Below are 19,150 nucleotides of genomic sequence, written 5' to 3' on the forward strand. Positions count from 1 at the left end.
TGAAAATTAATTATTTCACAATAAACTTCAGCGTAGACTGGTCAAGCTTTAAAATATAAATTCCCTGCTCAAGATTTTTGATCTTCATGGAATTTCCATTTTTAAAAGGACTGTTAATCGTCTGAAGAGTTTTCCCCTGAAGATTATAGATCTCCGCCTTTTTGATATGCTGGGTATCGCCTTTTACAAAAATTTCCTGTCCTGAAATCGGGTTAGGGTAGACCTGAAGCTCCTGAACAGGACTTTCGTCAACTGCTACTTTTTGAGCCTGTCTGGCAGTTCCCGAATAACATGTCCATTTAAGATCATCAATAGCCACTCTGTTGCTGGATGAACTGTTAACAAGACTTACCGTAACATTTCCTGAAATATTGATATTATTAATGGTTGTAGTGGCCACAGTAGCGCTGTAAGGTACGGTACCTACCGTTGTACCATTTACTTGTACATCAAAAGTTCCGCTGGTTCCCGAAAACTTAAGCTGGGTAGTCACCGTCAGTGATCCGATACCGTTGGCCGAGCTTCCCGAAGTTAAAGAACCGTTTCTTACTGTAATAGACTGGCTGTTGATGGTCTGGTCAGTTCTTGAGTCTGTGGCCGTCCATGAAATACCGCTGCCCGTCCAGGTTCTTGTCAGATAAGAAGCACTGCTGGCAGTAGGAATTGTTCCGAATGTTTCATGGATACATTCTGTTCCTGGAGTAGGAGTTCCGGGATCAGTGGTTCCAGGATTGGAACCCCAGATCTGACCTACATAACTTGGATTGTCAATAAACGGATTTCTATTGCCCTGATAAGTGTAAGAGGTATTATTTCTATTAATTTCAGCTTGTGAAACAGGATCTTGGCTGTGCCATGCCAGAAGGACATTCAGTTCCCAGGTCTGTAATCCTGGAAATGTTGAATTCCCCAGCATATTACCTGAAGAAAAAGATGAAAGTTTGCTTTGATAACGCGTTACAAAATAGAAGATCATTCTTGCCACATCTCCTTTAAACTCGTCAATAGGTTCAAAAACAGTCCCTGCATATCCTGAAGAAATAGAGCTGCCCAGCTTGGAGCCATTTAGAGAGGTAAATGTTGCTGTACCTACTTTTCCAAAAGGATAATTGCTTCTCATTCCATTCACTTTCCCATCTGTAGCTCTGATGAAATGAATATCCGAGACCATAGGTGCAGCCTCACTGAATAAGCTTTGAGGAACAATATGCTCCCTGTTATAGCAGTTGCCCTCCGTAGAGTATGTGCCACATTGGTTCGTACCCGGTGTATATTTGTAAGGATCGGTCCCGGAAGGTTTCTCGGAATAAATATCCATGATAGAACCGTCATTTTCATAATTTTTATCAATATCAGTCGTTTTGTAAGCGGTCCAAAGTCCACTGTACCCTTTGTCCTGATGTCCGTTTGTGATGATAGAACTTAATGCCGTTTTCAACGCTGCACCACTCAGTCCGTTCGCTGAGCTGTAGTATCCTGCAGGAGCTTGGGCATTGGCAAGCCCTGCTATTACAGTAAATAAGATAATTTTTTTCATACAAATAAAATTTCTGTAAGAATACTATATTTTCACGAATAAGAAATTACATTATTGTTAATTTTAACATGTACAGCATGCAGTTTATGAAAACCAGAATTTACTTCCAATCATTGAAAAGCTATTCAATGGAAACTGATTTGTTTAGAGGGGAATCTAAAAGACCTAGGAAGATGGAGCGTTAAGAAAATTAATTCTATGAACGTTAAGAAAATTCTACTGTTTGAAGCGCGACAAAAATATTGAGTCAAAAACAAATATTGAAATCGCGCAAGTTTTAGAATTTTTAGAGAATAGAAATAATTTTTAGCGGAAGATTCCAGTCTTGAACTTTTCGTTCTTTTGTTTCAAGACAAAAGGACAGATAAAAAGAAATTAGGGAAAGCTTAATGTTCAAAAAAAAGGGTATCGAAACTTTCAACTTTTTGAACGAAAAAAATCCGGCACAGTTTTCTGTGCCGGATTATATATCAAATTGATTTAAAATAAATCTTATTTTCTCTGAGGAGGGTAGTTTTTCATGATCTCAGCCATAATTTCAGGAATTTGTCTTTGTTTGGCTTTTGGAGAATCCACGGAAATTCCGCTTCCGATACCCTGCCAAACCAGTTTGTTTGTTTTAGAATCGATGAGGTCAACGATCAGTGCTCCTTCATTGTAATTGCTGGTCCATGTTCTGCTCATCCCAACGCCCCATCCGAAAGGACCGCCCCATCCCCACATTCCATATGGAGAACTGCTGTTGATATCTGTTACCTTTTTATGATTAGCTTTTACATTGACGATCAGATCAGGATTTTCACCGGACTGAAGTCCTTTGGTCTGAAGCTGTCTGGACAGTTCGTTTAAAACTCTGTCTTTATCAATATCATTCAGTTTCAGATCGTCAATTCTGATCTTATACGTTTTATAAGTCGTAAAATTGGCAGTTTCAGCATAATCTGAACGCACCTGGAAAGGACTGCACGATGTAAGGACTAATGCAGCCGATGCTAACAAAATAAAAATATATTTTTTCATTTTATTTATTTTTTTTTATCGTTTTTAATGAATGTATCAGTCTTTTTATCGTACCCGTAAGGACAGTGTCTGCAACCGCTTTTACAGCAATGCCCCCTTTTCAGATGGAATTTTTCTGTAAAAACCTTGTATCCCTGTTCATTGTAGTAGAAGTCTTCACCTTCTTTGATGTCATATTGGGCCATAAGTTAAATCTCTAAGTCAAAAAAACTTTATATTTGTTAGTATGATAATTATATGCCAAAAGCCATTAAAGAAATTAAAAATTAACGGCATTGCTCTATTTCCCTTTATCTTCATTAGGAAATCCGAAGATAAGGAAAATAAAGTACTTATCAATCACGAAAAAATTCACTTGAGACAGCAGCTCGAAATGCTCGTTATTTTCTTTTATATTTTTTATGTCATCGAATATTACTACTGGTTTTTCAAGCTCAAAGACGGTTTTCTGGCCTATAAAAGAATTTCATTTGAAAGAGAAGCATACGCCAATGAACGCGATCTGAATTACCTGAAAAAAAGGAAATTTTGGAACTTTAGGAAATATTTGTAGATGAATGATGAATGATGAATGATGAATGATATGGTCATTAAACATCAATAGGAGTGGGTTTTACCCAGCTAAAGCCTGAAAAATGAAACACAAATGACACAAATATTTTCACAAATGGTCACGAAACATCTGCTGTGCTTTATAAAAAATAAGACTCAAACCATTGCTAAGTGTTAACGCCTTTGCGATCTTATAAACAGTTACCTTATCAAAAATCGCTGCGCTCGTAGCGTTAAAATAAAAAGTACAATTCATGTAAATTGATTCATCAAAATTGATAGCCAATCAAATGTAATCTTTTACTAATTTTGCAGATAATAGTTAAACCATAAAAATGCTATTAAAAGCTCCGGCAGAACCCATTCCAATTCAGGAAATATCTATTCATCATAGGAATATTAAACTCTTCATCAAAAGAGAAGACCTTATCCATCCCCAGATCTCGGGAAATAAGTATTGGAAACTTTTTTACAACATCAACAATTACCTGGATGAAAATCCGGAAAACCCATATCTTATTACGTTCGGAGGAGCATTTTCCAATCATATTGCCGCAGTTTCTGCCGCTGGAAATTTATCCGGTATTCCAACACTGGGAATGATAAGAGGAGAAGAACTGGAAAATAAATGGCGGGATAATCCCACCCTTCTTTTTGCAAAGAGAAACGGAATGAACCTGAAATTTGTGACCCGTGAAGAATACAGGCATAAAGAAAAATTAACCGAATTTCTACAGAACGGGTTCCCGGAAGCCCTGATTATTCCGGAGGGAGGAACGAATGAAGAGGCTGTAGAAGGCATTAAAATGATGCTGAATGACCAAACAAAAGATTTTGATTATCTTTGCACCGCAGTTGGTACCGGAGGAACGGTTGCCGGAATTGCAAAATTTTGTGAAGACAATCAGAAAGTTATAGGATTTAAGGTCGTAGACGATGCTTCACTGGAGAATAAGATCTTGGAATTAACTTCCGGACGAAATTTTAATCTAATAGATTCATATTTTGGAGGTTATGGTAAAATAAAAGATGAAAACATCCGTTTTATCAATGATTTTAAAGTGAAATACGGTATCCCTTTGGAACCGGTGTATACAGGAAAGATGATGCAGAAAGTTTTCGAACTGATAGATGAAGATTATTTTCCTGAAAACAGCAGAATTTTGTGCTTTCATACCGGCGGATTGCAGGGGATTGAAGGAGCCAATCTGCTTTTGGAAAAACAGAATAGAAATTTAATTATATAAGTAAAAATTGAAAAACATGAAAAGACTTTTCTTACTCGTAAGCCTTTTAGTTTTATCAAAATTCTCGGCCCAGGCTTGGGCTACTGAAGACCAGTATATTCAAAAATTCGCTAAATATGCGGTAGAAGAAATGGAAAAATACAAAATTCCGGCTTCTATTACATTGGCCCAGGGACTCTTAGAGACCGGAGGTGGGCAGAGCAGACTGGCTCAGGAAGGCAAAAATCACTTCGGAATAAAATGTAAAGAAGACTGGACCGGAAAAACGATGAAGCACACCGATGATGCTCCCAATGAATGTTTCCGTGTTTATGAAGATCCGAGGCAATCTTACGAAGACCATTCTATATTTTTATCTACAAGAAAATATTACGCGAATCTTTTCAATCTGAATATGAAAGATTACAAAGCCTGGGCGCATGGTCTTAAAAAAGCTGGGTACGCAACCAATCCTCGTTACGCTTCGATCCTCATCAGCAAAATTGAAAAGTACAGATTGTATGAGTATGATGATACCAGCTCAAAAGAAGTATTGTATGCCGTTCTTAAAATGTATCCTGATCTGAAAGACGACAGAGCATTCATGGCTCAGCTGGAACCTTCAAAAATGATCACTAAGAAAGCTAAAGACGCAGTCACTGTTGAAGTTCCTTACAAGCAGACTTCTTATGCTCAACAACAGAAAAGGGTGGAAAGAATCAAAACAAAAGCCGAAATTCTTAATTCAATCCTTATCAAAACTCACCCGAACGAAGGTTTAAGATACATCGTGATTCCTGAAGATACTAACGTAAAATTCATTGCAGACAAATTCCGGGTAAGCGAAAGCAGACTGATCAAATGGAATGAGCTGGAAAGTGATGTTCTAAAGAAAAACGATATTGTATTTCTTGAATCTAAAAATTCTGCGGGAAATACGGCTATTTACAAAGCTGAATCCGGTGAAGATATGCACGATATCGCTCAGAAATTCGGAATCAAATTAAATAAATTATATGCAAAAAACAGAATGGATGAAGGACAGAAGCCGTCTGCAGGCCAGCTGATTTATTTAATTGATAAAAAACCTAGAAACTAATTTTTTGTTGCTAGTTTCCGGTTGTCAGTTGCAAATTAACTGGTCATCTATAAACTCCCAACACTCAACTAAAATATGAAGTATCAAAGAAGTTCGGCTTTATTCGATGAAGCCTACAAATACATCCCGGGAGGCGTCAATTCTCCGGTTCGGGCATTCAAATCAGTAGGAGGTGTTCCTGTATTCATGAAATCTGCAAAAGGGGCTTACCTTACCGACGCAGATGACAATACCTATATTGACTACATCAATTCATGGGGACCGGCTATTTTAGGACATACCCATCCTGAAGTTCTTGAAGAGCTCAAAATACAGGCTGAAAAAGGCTTTTCTTTCGGAGCGCCTACAGAGCTGGAAACAGAAATTGCGAAATTCATTGTAGAAAACGTTCCGAATATCGATCAGATCAGAATGGTTTCTTCAGGTACAGAAGCTTGTATGAGCGCTGTAAGATTGGCAAGAGGATTTACAAAAAGAGATAAGATAGTTAAGTTTGAAGGTTGTTATCATGGCCATTCAGATTCATTTCTGATCAAAGCGGGAAGTGGTGCTGCTACTTTTGGAAACCCGAATTCCCCGGGCGTAACAGAGGGAACGGCTAAAGATACTCTTCTGGCCCGTTACAATGATTTTGAGCAGGTAGAAGATCTGTTCCGTCACAACCAGGGAGAGATTGCGGCGGTTATTATTGAGCCTGTTGCCGGAAACATGGGCTGTGTACTTCCTGAAAATAATTTCCTTCAGAATTTGAGAAAAATCTGTGATGAAAACGGAGCTTTATTAATTTTTGATGAAGTGATGACCGGTTTCAGACTGGCTTTCGGAGGAGCTCAGGAACTGTATAATGTAAAAGCGGATTTGGTGACTTACGGAAAAGTAATTGGCGGTGGCCTTCCGGTAGGTGCTTTTGCAGGGAGAAACGAAATTATGGACCACTTGGCTCCAAAAGGAGGCGTTTATCAGGCAGGAACATTAAGCGGAAATCCGTTAGCAATGAGAGCTGGATTGAAAACATTACAGCTGATCAAAAATGATCCGGAATTCTTTAACAGAATTAATAAAACGGCAGAAACATTGGATTTCGGAATAGGAAAAATTCTGAATGAAAAAGGAATTGCCCATAAGATCAACAGAAAAGGATCCATGATGTCGATATTTTTCCATATCAACAGCGTGTCCAATTTTGATGAAGCAGCAGCTTCCAACCATTCTTTGTTTAATAATTTCTTCCACCAGATGCTTCAGAATGGAATCTATCTTCCACCAAGTGGTTATGAAACGTATTTTATCAGTGATGTGATCAAGGATAAAGAAATTGAAATGACGCTGGAAGCAGTAAGAAAATTTGATTACTCTTAAGATTTAATACATCAATTATAATAGGACCGGGTTTTATAATCCGGCCTTTTTTTGCCCCAAAAGGAGAATTTTTTTTAACTCTTTAGTTACTTTAAAGTAAAAGTATTGAGAAGAGCACTTATGAAAATCGATATTCCCATCCTTTGGAGGGGTGGCGAAAATTCAAAGAATTTTTGACGGGGTGGTTAAAACTTCTTTTGAAATGTTTCGAAACAAAAGAAATTAGGCTATCCAATAAATCATACAGACATTGTGATAAACCATACACCTTCATCCTTTCCGTTCTTTCTATTTTTGTATGAAATAGATTGGAAATGAAGACCCCCGACAATACAATATCCCGTAAAGATTTTATAAGAAATTCAGCACTGGCAGTGGCCGGACTTACCTTAATATCCAATAGTATGACAGCATCTCCATTTTTTGATGAGCAGAATATTTCGGCTAAAGGAAAATTAAGCCTTAAAAATGTCCGTCTGGAAACCGGTTTTGAGTACGAAGAAGGAGAAGTTGTTTCGACTAAAACTGATCTGTTTTATATAGAAATTGAAAACGGGAAAATTAAAAGTATAGCTCCGAACCAGCCCGGTTCAAAAGCGGTCGATGCCAAAGGAATGCTGATGCTTCCTGCATTTAAAGATATGCATATTCACCTGGATAAAACGTTCTATGGAGATCAATGGAAAGCCGTGAGAAAAAAAACAGGTAGCGTAAAAGGAATGATCGCACTGGAACAGAAAATGCTTCCGGAAATGCTGAAAAACTCAACATTTAAGGCAGAGAAAATGATAGAGCTGTTGCAATCAAAAGGAACTTCTTTTGCGAGAAGTCATGTCAATATTGAACCGACTTCAAAATTAGACTCATTAAAAAACCTTCAGAAGGCTTTAGAAAATAAGAAAACAAGTTTTGGTGCTGAGCTGGTTGCTTTTCCACAGCATGGCGTATGGTATACAGACTCGGTGCCTTATCTTAAAGAGGCAGCTCAGATGGATATTGATTTTATCGGTGGAGTAGATCCCTTTACCATTGATGGAGCGATAGAGAAAACAATCGATTTTACGGTTCAACTGGCTTTAGATCATAAAAAAGGAATTGATATTCATCTTCATGAAACGGGTGAATCGGGATTGAATACGGTGGAATATCTTATTAAAAAAGTTAATGAAAACCCTTCCCTAAAAGGAAAAACATACCTGAGCCATTGTTTCATTTTAGCCAAATTAGATAAGACAAAACAGGAAGAAATCGCTGAAAAACTGGCAGAAGCCCAGATCGGGATTGTTTCTACGATCCCTTTTGGAAACCTTATCATGCCTATTCCTACTTTATACAAGCATAAGGTAACGGTTCTTACGGGTAACGACAGTATTGTAGACCATTGGAATACTTTCGGGACTGGAAGTGTTCTTCAGAAGGCCAATCTTATGGCTCAGCTGTATGGGTATTCCACAGAGTTTTTATTGTCAAGAAGCCTGAAGCTTGCAACAGCAAATATTCTTCCCCTGGACGATAAAGGCAACAAACAATGGCCAAAAGAGGGAGATCAGGCTGATTTTGTGCTGATGAATGCAAGCTGTTCTGCAGAAGCCGTATCCAGAATTTCTAACGTGGAATCATTGGTTCATCAAGGGAATGTAATTTATTAGAATGAAAATATCTTCATGCGTTCAAATTTCTCACATAAATTTCACTAATTTTAGGAGAAAATCAGGATACGTGGGTTATCATACAGATCATTTTCCCGTCTTAGGCATTCAGGAGTTCAGTGAGAATCAGCTTCAGGGCTGTCATCTGCTGTTTAATGAACTGCATGGGGAACGTTCTATTGATGAACCCCATAAACATGATTTTTTTATCATTAATCTATTTGAACACGGAAAAGGGAGCCACACAATTGATTTTACGGAATATGAGGTCGGAAATAGTCAGATTCATCTTGTTTTTCCGGATCAGGTACATCAATGGGTGATTGAAAAGGAAACGGTTGGGTATCAACTGATGATCAGCAGAGACTGGTTTGAGAGTTTTTTGCCTGCGCTGAGATTTTCTGCTTCTTATTATCAGAATCATCCTGTTATTCATCTTTCCAAAGAAACTTTTCAGACGTTCCTGTATGAATTTCAGGCCATCCAGAAAGAGATAAGTGAGGAAAATGTATTCTGGGAAGTTATTCAGAAGCGGAGTGAACTGATTGGACTGTTGGTCAGCAAATCGGTAGAAGGGACTTTTAAAGATTTTGAAATGTACCATTCCAATCCTATTATTTCTAAATTTTTACAACTTATTGACGAACATTTCAGAACGGAAAGATCCGTTTCTTTCTATGCAGACAAGCTTAATATTTCTGCCAATTATTTAAATATCGTCTGTAAAAAGAATCTGAATGCTTCTGCTTCCTCTCTGATCCAGGATAGGATTTTGCTGGAAGCGAAACGTCTTTTAAAAGTGTCGGAAATGTCGGTAAAAGATATCGTGTATGATCTGGGTTTTTATGATCATGCCAGTTTTTCCAAATTTTTCAAAGCACAGACGGGAATGACTCCGTCGCAATTCAAAGAATAATAATCCGTACAAAACAAAGCATAATTGATACATCATCTCTGGAATAGAGCTGGCGTAACTTTGTCCTGTTAAAATATAAGTTATGCAGTTTCCCTATCAATTGGCCGCAAAAGGAACATATTCACTCAAAAATGTCCGTCTCGAAACGGGATTTGAATATGATGAAGATGAAGTGATCATGACAAAAACTGACCTTTTCAGTATTGAAATAGAAAATGGAAAGATCAGAGCTGTAAAAGCTAATGATCCTACTTCCGATGCTTTGGATGCCAAAGGTTTTTTAATGCTTCCCGCATTGAGGGATTTGCACATCCATCTGGATAAAACGTTATATGGACTTCCATGGCAGGCACTGTCGCCGAAACGGAGAACGGTAAAGGATATGATCGCCTATGAACAGGAAATCATCCCCAAACTCTTAAAAACATCCGTGGAAAGGGCAGAGCAGTTGATCAGCTTGCTGCAGCATTACGGAACTCATTTTGCGAGGACGCACTTTAATATTGATCCTACTTAAGGTTTAAAATCATTGGAAATCTTGAAAAAGCATTAGAGCATAAAAAAGATTCTTTTAAAGCAGAGCTTGTGGCTTTTCCACAACATGGTTTGTATTATACAGATACTGCTCCCTTGATGAAAGAAGCAGCACAACTGAAAAGTGTGAATTTTATCGGAGGGTTGGATCCTTTAAGTATTGATGGGAACATTGAAAAAGTACTGGACTTTACGGTCCAGCTGGCTTTAGATCATAAAAAAGGAATCGATATCCATTTGCATGAAGCAGGGGAGTCCGGGATGAAGACGATCAATTATCTGATCGATAAAGCAATTGAAAATCCAATGCTCCAGGGAAAAACATTTATAAGCCATGCTTTCGCTTTAGGACATCTTTCCCCAAAAGAAACAGAGAAGATTGCAGAAAGACTGGCAGAAGGAAAAGTGGGAATTGCATCTTCCGTACCCTTCAGAGGAACGGTAATGCCGATTCCTGTATTGAAAAAGTATGGGGTTAATGTTCTGATTGGAAATGATAATGTGCAGGATTACTGGAGTACCTTCGGTTCGGGAAATATGCTTCAGAAAGCGAATCTGATTGCTGAGCTTTACGGATATGAAACTGAATTGGAACTGTCCAGAACACTTCAGTTTGCTACCCAAAGTATTCTTCCTCTGGATGACAAAGGAACCCAGCAATGGCCTAAACCAGGTGACGAAGCTTCCATTATACTAATCGATGCCTCATGTTCGGCAGAAGCGGTTTCCAGAATATCCAAAATAGAAGCCCTGATGAATGATGGGAACTTATTCTGGAGATATTAATTGAAATATATTTTTTAATATACTTGTTTTTTGTGAATAAAGCCATTGGATTTTCTGCTGGCTTTTTCGATGAATTGATTTGAGCAATAAAAAGCCACCAGAAAAAATTCTGATGGCTTTTAAAAGTAGATATGAAGAAACTAGTTACTTATTGTAATCCTGCTAAAAGATTAACTCCGTCTACTGTAGCCCAAGCTCCAGGAGTTAGAGATACTTTAGCAACAGTAGCAGTGTTAGTGAAAGTTTTAGCACCGTTTGGAGTGTATGCATACCCCCAAACACCTGCATTATCAGAGTTTAGGTAAGTAAGAGGAGCAACTACCACTTTACCGGTATTTACCTGGCTTGTTTCTGTAGCTGCATCCTGGATCAGCACGGCATAACCTTTCTGAGTTCCGATGTTTTTATAACCGCTGATATAAACGTTTGAGAAAATCCCTGTTCCCTGCTTTTTAAACTGGATAGCTGTAATTTCAGGGGAATTGGCTGTTTCAGGAAGCGTATTGGTATCTCTGATAAGAGTAATATTTGATATTTTTGGTGCAACATTATCAGCATTACCAGAAGCTTCAATCTCCATTCCGAAGTTACCTGTTCCTGTCTGGAAAGCATACCAGTTGGTATTGTTCTGCCCGCTCCATGCATCCTGCCAGTCGAAAGAATCATCATAGTTACCGTAAGAAACGATATTCTTAGCACTTACAGTACCTCCGAAGAATTCATACCCGTCATCAGTTCCTTTATAAGTTACAAGATTCTCTAAAGTAGTTCCAGCTCCTACAGCGTAGAAAGTCATAGAGTTGGTTTCAGAAGTACCGTCACCGATCTTTTTACCTGCATATTCAACTCTTACAAACTTCATGGTACCTGAATTGGAGTTGGCATCACTTCCTCCGTAATATACGTTGTTTCCGTCTTCAGAAAGAGCTTGTGTATTTCCATTGACAGCTTTGATTGGAGCTGTACCATAGATTGTAATACCGCCCCAGTCTCCAGGAACTTTACTAGCTGTTGTGAATACAATTGGCTCAGCAGCTGTACCTACAGCGTTGATTTTTCCATCCTGAAGAATCACTAAACCACTTGTTTTAGAAGTCACTACATTAAAAGTAGCTCCAGCTTCAATGGTAATGGTAGCGTTATTCGTAATTTTTACGATTCCGTCTAATGTATAGTTTCCTTTTTTGATAAGGATATCTTTTGTAATCGTTCCTGATAATGTTCCGCTTCCGCTTAATACACTTTCAGTAGTTCCCGGAGTAGTAACTGTAGTACCGTCTCCTAGGCCATCATTTACCTCGATAGTACATGAATTTAAGGCTAATGTTAACACGGCTGTTAACGATAATAATGATAAAACTCTTCTTTTCATTTTTATACTTTATTTTATTTTTTATTAAATTATTTTTAGAATGTATACCCTACAGTAAGATTGAATGTAGTTCCTCTGTAATAGTTTGTAAGCGTGTTATTACCTTGTTCAAAATTAGTTGGTAGGTAATTTTTGTCACCAATTAAGATTTTATATTTGCTGTCTAAAAGATTCTGTACAGCAAATTTTACATTCCAGTTTTTCGTTAATTGCCCCTGATATACAAAATCTATCTGATTGAATGGTTTTTCATAGTAATTGTCTGTACCTGCACCTCCTGTTGCATAGATTTTACTTCCAGATACATTATAAACAAGAGAGAATGTATGGGCTAAATTATTGCGGTTTTTTAATTCATATTTTAAATCAGCATTGATGGTATAAGGAGATGCTCCCTGTAAACCTCTTTTGCGTAATGTTTCACCTGTAAGCGCAAACCAGTCTGGTCTTTCCATATTTAACTGATCCTGGCTTCTTTCTACATCCGAATGCATGATGGTTGCATTAGCTCCCAAAGTAAAGCTTCTTAAAGCTTCGGATATTCTACCCAAACTGAAGATTCCTTCTAACTCTATTCCGAATAAATCTGCTTTTTTGGCATTGAAGAAAGTAATGGTTGAACCCGTTGCGTTTCCTGAAGCGACTAATGAACGTTCAATGGCGTTGTCGATTCTTTTTGCAAATAGGTTAACAGCAAACATTTCTTTGTTAGTAGGGAAGTATTCCCATTTCAAATCAAAATTGTAGTTTTCACTGTTTTGAATTGCCGGGTTACCAACAATATTTACGTTATCCGGGTTGATATAAGTAATAGGCATAGTCTCAATAAGGATAGGACGTGTAACGGTCTTACTGAAAGAGAATCTTAAGTTATTCTTATTGTTAAGAGCCTTTTTTACTGATATTGATGGTAAGAAGAAATTCTTATTCTTATCCAGATTAATTTTATTTTCGGCACTCTGTTCAGAATAACGAATCAGAGTCATATCATTCTCATATCTTGCTCCCAATAAGATATCCCAAGAATCGCTTGGTTTAAGGTTAACATTAGCATAACCACCATTAATAATTTGATAGAAGCTTGAGTAATATTGTGAAACATCTGAACCCTCCTGATAATATAAATCTCCATTTCTAAGAGAGGCATTAAAAATATCCTGAGGAGTATCAATGTTGATCACAAAAGGTGCTGATGAAGTGGATGTACGCCCAAAAATAAATCGGTAAGATGTTTTTCTGAAATCTGAAAAGCCATTATAACCTACAGCAATCTGAATAGGAAAGTCTTTTCTGTCACCTTTTTCCCCTAACGACAATTGATATTCTGCAAAGGCTGAACCATAGAATCTGGAGTCTACATCTAAATACTGACGGATAATGTTATTTCCTCCATAACGCATTGCGATATTGTCATTGGAAAGTGTATTTCCGGTAGTTGGATCAATACGGTTACCTTCTATGATTTTTCTGTCCGGTTGTTGATAATTATTGATGACATAACTGGCTCCGGCTTTTACTTGATGTCTTTCATTTATTTTTTGAGAAGCCGTTAGCTGCAAATCTAAAAATCTTGAAATATCTAATTGGTTAGTTCTAAAGAAGGTAGTCTTGTTAAGAACCTGTCCGTCTTTGTAGCCATAGTTATCCTCAATGATATTATTGACGTTCTGTAAATAAATAGCGTTTAGATTTACATTTGTTCCCTTGTTTTTATATCCTAAACCTAGTAAAACTGAAGATTCTGTTTCGTAATTATATTGCTTACGATTAAGATAATTCATGTTTTCGATAAATGAATTTTTCCCCTGTCCTTTAAACTGGTTATTATCACCATCTTTATATTCAAATTTGCTTCCCTGGTTCAAAGAGAATAGAATTCCTAAATTCCCAGTTTCACCCATTTTTACTTTCTGTGCAGTCGTAAATCCAATGCTGGTATTAGGCATTGATTTTACGTTGTCAACGTTCCATGAATCTTTAAAAGAATTTAATGATTGATCCGGAGTGAATTTATAGTTATCTGGTCTTGAGTTTCTAATCTCATCCGGAAGTCTTCTATCTCTGGAATTCAAACCTAAATATCCATTCATTCCGTCTGCCCCTTCAGCTATTTTGAAATTGTTTCTGAAGGTACTCAAAGTATTTACCCCTACACTGAATTCTATTTTTGTAAAAGGCTTATCAATTGTAAGCGTTTCAATATCAAAAGTAGCTCCCGCGAAATCTCCGTAAAGGTTAGAGTTGAAAGTCTTGTAGATATTTAATTTTCCTACCACATCCGTTGGGAACTGCTTCAGGGCAATGATCTTTTGGAATGGGTTGTTGGAAGGTGATCCAAGACCGTTGATTAATAAATAATTGTATCTTTCTTCAAGACCTCTTACGAAAAGACCTCTTCCTTCTACCGTAGTGATTCCTGTTACTTTCGTAAGTCCTTGCTCTACATTGGAAATTCCTTTTCTCGAAATCTCTTCAGCACTTATAGCCTGTTTTTGAATAATCGCTTTTTTTTGTTCTCCTAATACAGCAGTTTCAGTTTTCTTGTTACTGCTTCCCTGGATTACTACGCCATCAATTTTTTTCTCCTTAATGATCGTGTCCTGCTTCGTTTCCTGAGCGTAAAACATTGATCCGGATAAAAATACCACTGCAATGCTAAGTTTATTAATTTTCATTATCTTACTTACTTTATTTACTAGATTCTTTCGGTGCAAAGGAATAAAAGATAAACGGGGTAAGTGGTTTAGTGAATTTTAATTTTTTCTTAACTAAACATTAAGAAAAGACCGTTATTGTTAACTTTATGTGAACGATAATAGATTTGTTCATCTGTGCTTTAAAATTTATTAACTTTGACTCAGTAAAAAATGAAAATGAACCAAAAGAAAATACTCTTAATAGACGACGAACTGGATATTTTAGAGATTCTGTCTTACAACCTGGAAAAAGAAGGCTACGATATCTATACGGCTACAAACGGTAACGAAGGGATAGAGAAAGCTAAAGAGATTATACCAGATCTTATCCTATTAGATGTGATGATGCCGGAAAAAGACGGTATCGAGACCTGTCAGGAACTCCGTAAAGTAAAAGAACTTCAGAAAACACTGATTGTTTTTCTTTCCGCCAGAAGCGAAGAGTTCTCACAGCTAGCAGGATTCCAGGCCGGAGCCAATGATTATATCGTGAAGCTGATCAAACCGAAGATCCTTACTTCCAAAGTGAATGCTTTACTGCAATTGACTTCTCAGGTGTCTGATAATGCAAAATTAATTGAGATCGGGGATTTGGTCATTGACAAAGACAATTTCAGAGTTTCCAAAAGCGGACAGCAGTTCCTTCTTCCTAAAAAAGAGTTCGATTTGCTTTATCTTCTGGCTTCAAATACCGAAAAAGTATTTAAAAGAGAAGAAATTCTGGAAAAAGTTTGGGGCAATGACGTAATCGTAGGAGAGAGAACTATTGACGTACACATCAGAAGATTAAGAGAAAAACTGGGAATTAATACCATCCAGACATTAAAAGGAATCGGTTATAAGCTTATCGTTTTATAATTTAAACTCCCACCTTTACATAACCTATAAAAACTTGTAAAATTGAAATTTTACAGACTTACACTCGTCGCCTCGTGTCTCCTGACACTGGTGATGTTTCTTTTAGTAATCATCTTTGATTCACTGAAGGATATCTATTACCGGACCCCTTTTTTTAAAATAGGCCTTTTTATCTGCCTGGTCCTCATTTTTATCATCAACTACGTGGTGTTGGAGCTTCTTTTCAACTACTATGGTAAAAAGCAGGTTCGTGGACTATCACAAATGCTTCCGCAGGAAATTGTTAATGACAATAACGAAAACATTACCATTAGAGAACTGGGTGAAAGATTTTCGGATCTCAATCAGCAGCAGGTAACGGAGATCGATATGATGAAGGAAATGGAAAGCTACCGTAAAGAATACATCGGAAACGTTTCCCATGAACTTAAAACACCGTTGTTTTCCATTCAGGGATATGTAGAAACCCTAAGAGATGGTGGTGTTGATAATCTTACGATCCGGGATAAATACCTGGAAAGGATTGATAAATCTGTAGAAAGACTTATTGCGATTGTGACGGACCTTGATATGATCAATCGCCTTGAAGCGGGGGAGATCAGCATCAACACTTCAAAATTTGATGTCAACCTTCTGATTAAGGAAATTTTTGACCTTCTTGAATTTGAAGCAGAAAAACACAATACCACACTGCAGATTCAGACTCTTCATCCGCAAATCTTTGTAGATGGCGATAAACAGAAAATTTCACAGGTCTTTATTAATTTAGTTTCCAATGCCATTCACTATGCCAACAGACAGGAAGCGAAAGTAGTTGTGAAAACCAGCGTTCTCAAAAATAAAGTACTGATCGAAGTTATTGATAACGGAATGGGAATTAAAGCAGAGATTCTTCCGAGGATCTTCGAAAGGTTCTACCGCGTGGAAACCAGCAGAAGCAGAAGAGAAGGAGGATCGGGACTTGGACTGGCTATTGTAAAACATATCCTTGAAGCCCATAACGAAAATATAACAGTAGAAAGTGTTTATCTTGAAGGAACTAAATTTAGCTTTATGCTGGAAAAAAGTAAATAATTCCGGTAAAATGTATGAAAAAAAAATATTTTAAAAAATCGTGAAATATTTTTTTGTCCCCTGTCATTTATTATATATTTGCAATAGATATTTATCATAATAATTAAGGCAAAAAAGTAATTTAAGAAACTGATATGGTTTACAAGATCCGCGTAATATTAGATGCGAAAGAGGATATTTTCCGTGATATTGAAGTAAGAGGAAAACAATCACTATGGAACTTACATTTGGGAATTAAAAGTGCGTTCAATCTTCAGGGAGATGAGCTTTCCACTTTTAATATGTTGGAAGACGACGGAACAATAGTTAAAAGTGTTCCCCTGGAAGATATGAGTGACGATGGTGATGGCGAAATCATGTCGGATGTGTATATTGATGAAGCTTTTGGAAATGTGGGCGACAAAGCTCAGTTCCAGTACGGGCTTCTTGATCTTTGGGAATTTTTCTGCGAGCTTGTAGAAATCATCGAAGAGACCAAAGGAGTTAATTATCCTATTACCGTATACAGATTTGGAAACGTTCCTTTAAAAGCACCAAGCAGAAGCGGGAGTGGTGGAGGATCAAAGAAAAGATCAGCAATGCCGCTTTTGGATGATGATTTCAGCTTTGATGATGACTTTGCAGTAAGCACCAGTTTTGAAGATGAGGATGACGACAGTTTCGATGATGAAGAAGAAAACTACGACGATGATGTTTTCGAAGATGAAGAAGATAACGACGATGAGAGATAACATCTGAATACAATATACAGCCCTGGATTTACGGTCCGGGGCTTTTTTTTTATGCCAATGACGAATTTGCTTCACAAGTCAAAGCTGAATTGTAAAGCCTTCCGTAAATTTGAATAACTTTATTCACTATTCACTATTCACTATTCACTATTCACTATCACCTTTCTCATCTTTCATAAAAAAACATTCCTTACTTTTGTTAAAAATAGATGAATGAAGAAATTAATTCTGCTAGCAATAATTGGTCTGGGAATTGTTTCCTGTACCACTCAAAACACAATAAACACTATGGATTTGCCGAAAGAATGGAAGCGCACAACCAATATATACGAAGTAAACGTTAGACAATATACCCCTGAAGGAACATTCAAAGCATTTGAAAAAGAAATGCCCCGTCTGAAAAAAATGGGAGTCAGAACACTTTGGTTCATGCCTATAACGCCCATTGCCAAGCAGAACAAAAAAGGAAGTCTGGGAAGCCCTTATGCTGCCTCAGATTATACTTCCATTAATCCTGAATTTGGGACAATGAATGATTTCAAACATATGATCAATGAGGCCCACAGATTGGGATTCAAAGTGATCATAGACTGGGTTGCCAATCATACAGGATGGGATCATGTCTGGACAAAAACACATCCCGAATTTTACTTGAAAGATCCCGATGGAAAATTTCATATTGCTTCCGGAATGGATGATATCATTGAACTGGATTATAAAAATCAGGAGATGAGGCTCGCCATGATTGATGCGATGAAATTCTGGGTGAAAGAAACCGGTATAGATGGTTTCAGATGCGACCTTGCTTCCTGGGTGGAAGTCGATTTCTGGCAGCAGGTGCGTCCGGAAGTGGAAAAAATAAAACCGCTCTTCTGGTTGGGGGAATTTGACGAACTGGAAAGCCCTGAATATGGAAAAGTATTTGACGCGAGCTATTCATGGAAATGGATGCACAAATCTGCAGATTATTATAAAAAAAATGAGCCTCTTCAGGAACTTAAAGATCTGTTATTACAATATTCGAAGATTGGCGACAACTCAATGAGAGCCTGGTTTACGGCCAATCATGACGAGAATTCCTGGAACGGAACTGAATACGAAAAATATGGAGTGATCACGAAACCAATGGCTGTATTCTCCGCAACCTGGAACGGCGTCCCATTATTGTATTCCGGCCAGGAACTTCCCAATATGAAAAGACTGGAGTTTTTTGAAAAAGATGCGATCAAGTGGACCAATACCTACCAGATGGCTGAATTTTATAAAACCTTACTCGAGTTAAAAAGCTCCAACCCTGCATTAAGAGGCGGAGATCCCAATGTTTCGACTTATCTGCTGAACACAACAGCTAATGACAAAATCCTGGCTTACGTAAGAAAGAACGGAAAAGACGAAGTGCTGGTCGTTTTGAATATGTCAAAAGAACCGGTCAACTTCAGCATCGAAGATCAAAATCTTTCAGGAACATTCAGGAATATTTTTGACCGGACAAAAAGAGATTTTGGCGACGGAAAAGATTTCACATTTAAGGTCTCAGATTACGCAGTTTTTGAAAAATAAAGAGGCATGAAATGCAGGTTGAAATATTCAAACTGTTATAAATAATCAATAGGGCGGGCTAAAGCCCAATGTCATTAAGTTAGTAAAATATCACAAGCTATCCTTTTGATTTTTAGAGACTATGGGTTTAGCTCTTGCTCTATATTTACCTATATTTCTTTTGTTTGATCTCTGAGGTCTT

Annotated in this window: 17 protein-coding genes; 12 read left to right on the forward strand and 5 right to left on the reverse strand. The window is 37.5% G+C overall.

Annotation, left to right across the window (positions count from 1 at the left end; translation table 11 throughout):
* Positions 1 to 10: 10 nt before the first annotated feature.
* The 3 genes from HHL23_RS20040 to HHL23_RS20050 all read right to left on the reverse strand — a co-directional run bounded on the left by HHL23_RS20040 (position 11) and on the right by HHL23_RS20050 (position 2,742).
* Positions 11 to 1,537, reverse strand: a complete 1,527-nt coding sequence (locus tag HHL23_RS20040) for an endonuclease (protein WP_169236524.1) — start codon at positions 1,535 to 1,537, stop codon at positions 11 to 13.
* Positions 1,538 to 2,029: 492 nt separating this feature from the next.
* The gene (locus HHL23_RS20045) at positions 2,030 to 2,557 is read right to left on the reverse strand and encodes a DUF4136 domain-containing protein (protein WP_169236525.1); all 528 of its coding nucleotides are present in this window, start codon (positions 2,555 to 2,557) and stop codon (positions 2,030 to 2,032) included.
* A gap of 5 nt (positions 2,558 to 2,562) precedes the next feature.
* Complete coding sequence (locus HHL23_RS20050) at positions 2,563 to 2,742, reverse strand: DUF5522 domain-containing protein (protein WP_073333242.1); 180 nt, start codon at positions 2,740 to 2,742, stop codon at positions 2,563 to 2,565.
* Positions 2,743 to 2,783: 41 nt separating this feature from the next.
* On the opposite strand from HHL23_RS20050, the gene HHL23_RS20055 reads away from it, so the two are divergent.
* The 8 genes from HHL23_RS20055 to HHL23_RS22950 all read left to right on the forward strand — a co-directional run bounded on the left by HHL23_RS20055 (position 2,784) and on the right by HHL23_RS22950 (position 10,678).
* Positions 2,784 to 3,110 carry a hypothetical protein gene (locus HHL23_RS20055; protein ID WP_169236526.1) on the forward strand — a complete coding sequence of 109 codons (327 nt, stop codon included), beginning with the start codon at positions 2,784 to 2,786 and terminating at the stop codon, positions 3,108 to 3,110.
* 334 nt (positions 3,111 to 3,444) lie between these two features.
* Positions 3,445 to 4,356 carry a 1-aminocyclopropane-1-carboxylate deaminase/D-cysteine desulfhydrase gene (locus tag HHL23_RS20060; RefSeq protein WP_169236527.1) on the forward strand — a complete coding sequence of 304 codons (912 nt, stop codon included), beginning with the start codon at positions 3,445 to 3,447 and terminating at the stop codon, positions 4,354 to 4,356.
* A 16-nt stretch (positions 4,357 to 4,372) separates the two neighbouring features.
* Positions 4,373 to 5,434 (forward strand): glucosaminidase domain-containing protein, encoded by a 1,062-nt coding sequence (locus HHL23_RS20065; protein ID WP_169236528.1) that lies wholly within the window; start codon positions 4,373 to 4,375, stop codon positions 5,432 to 5,434.
* Positions 5,435 to 5,509: 75 nt separating this feature from the next.
* A complete protein-coding gene (gene hemL / locus HHL23_RS20070) occupies positions 5,510 to 6,793 on the forward strand; it encodes a glutamate-1-semialdehyde 2,1-aminomutase (RefSeq protein WP_169236529.1) in 1,284 nt (427 codons plus the stop codon).
* Between the two features lie 314 nt (positions 6,794 to 7,107).
* A complete protein-coding gene (locus tag HHL23_RS20075; RefSeq protein WP_169236530.1) occupies positions 7,108 to 8,442 on the forward strand; it encodes an amidohydrolase in 1,335 nt (444 codons plus the stop codon).
* Positions 8,443 to 8,512: 70 nt separating this feature from the next.
* Positions 8,513 to 9,358 carry an AraC family transcriptional regulator gene (locus HHL23_RS20080; RefSeq protein WP_169236531.1) on the forward strand — a complete coding sequence of 282 codons (846 nt, stop codon included), beginning with the start codon at positions 8,513 to 8,515 and terminating at the stop codon, positions 9,356 to 9,358.
* Between the two features lie 82 nt (positions 9,359 to 9,440).
* Positions 9,441 to 9,875 (forward strand): amidohydrolase family protein, encoded by a 435-nt coding sequence (locus HHL23_RS22945; protein WP_394354161.1) that lies wholly within the window; start codon positions 9,441 to 9,443, stop codon positions 9,873 to 9,875.
* Positions 9,876 to 9,943: 68 nt separating this feature from the next.
* A complete protein-coding gene (locus HHL23_RS22950; RefSeq protein ID WP_394354162.1) occupies positions 9,944 to 10,678 on the forward strand; it encodes an amidohydrolase family protein in 735 nt (244 codons plus the stop codon).
* A gap of 148 nt (positions 10,679 to 10,826) precedes the next feature.
* On the opposite strand, the gene HHL23_RS20090 is transcribed toward HHL23_RS22950, so the two are convergent.
* The gene (locus HHL23_RS20090; RefSeq protein ID WP_169236532.1) at positions 10,827 to 12,050 is read right to left on the reverse strand and encodes a hypothetical protein; all 1,224 of its coding nucleotides are present in this window, start codon (positions 12,048 to 12,050) and stop codon (positions 10,827 to 10,829) included.
* Positions 12,051 to 12,085: 35 nt separating this feature from the next.
* On the reverse strand, positions 12,086 to 14,725 hold the full coding sequence (locus HHL23_RS20095) for a TonB-dependent receptor plug domain-containing protein (protein ID WP_169236533.1): 2,640 nt from the start codon (positions 14,723 to 14,725) through the stop codon (positions 12,086 to 12,088).
* Between the two features lie 198 nt (positions 14,726 to 14,923).
* Between HHL23_RS20095 and HHL23_RS20100 the strand changes: the two genes are divergently transcribed.
* The 4 genes from HHL23_RS20100 (at position 14,924) to HHL23_RS20115 (ending at position 18,969) form a co-directional block, all read left to right on the forward strand.
* A complete protein-coding gene (locus HHL23_RS20100; protein ID WP_073175137.1) occupies positions 14,924 to 15,604 on the forward strand; it encodes a response regulator transcription factor in 681 nt (226 codons plus the stop codon).
* 42 nt (positions 15,605 to 15,646) lie between these two features.
* A complete protein-coding gene (locus tag HHL23_RS20105) occupies positions 15,647 to 16,678 on the forward strand; it encodes a sensor histidine kinase (RefSeq protein WP_169236534.1) in 1,032 nt (343 codons plus the stop codon).
* A 134-nt stretch (positions 16,679 to 16,812) separates the two neighbouring features.
* Entirely contained in the window at positions 16,813 to 17,409 is a 597-nt protein-coding gene (locus HHL23_RS20110) for an IS1096 element passenger TnpR family protein (RefSeq protein WP_169236535.1), read from the forward strand.
* 213 nt (positions 17,410 to 17,622) lie between these two features.
* Positions 17,623 to 18,969 (forward strand): alpha-amylase family glycosyl hydrolase, encoded by a 1,347-nt coding sequence (locus HHL23_RS20115; protein ID WP_169236536.1) that lies wholly within the window; start codon positions 17,623 to 17,625, stop codon positions 18,967 to 18,969.
* Positions 18,970 to 19,150 lie beyond the last annotated feature (181 nt).

This window comes from Chryseobacterium antibioticum (genome assembly GCF_012927325.1).
Taxonomy (GTDB): Bacteria; Bacteroidota; Bacteroidia; order Flavobacteriales; family Weeksellaceae; genus Chryseobacterium; species Chryseobacterium antibioticum.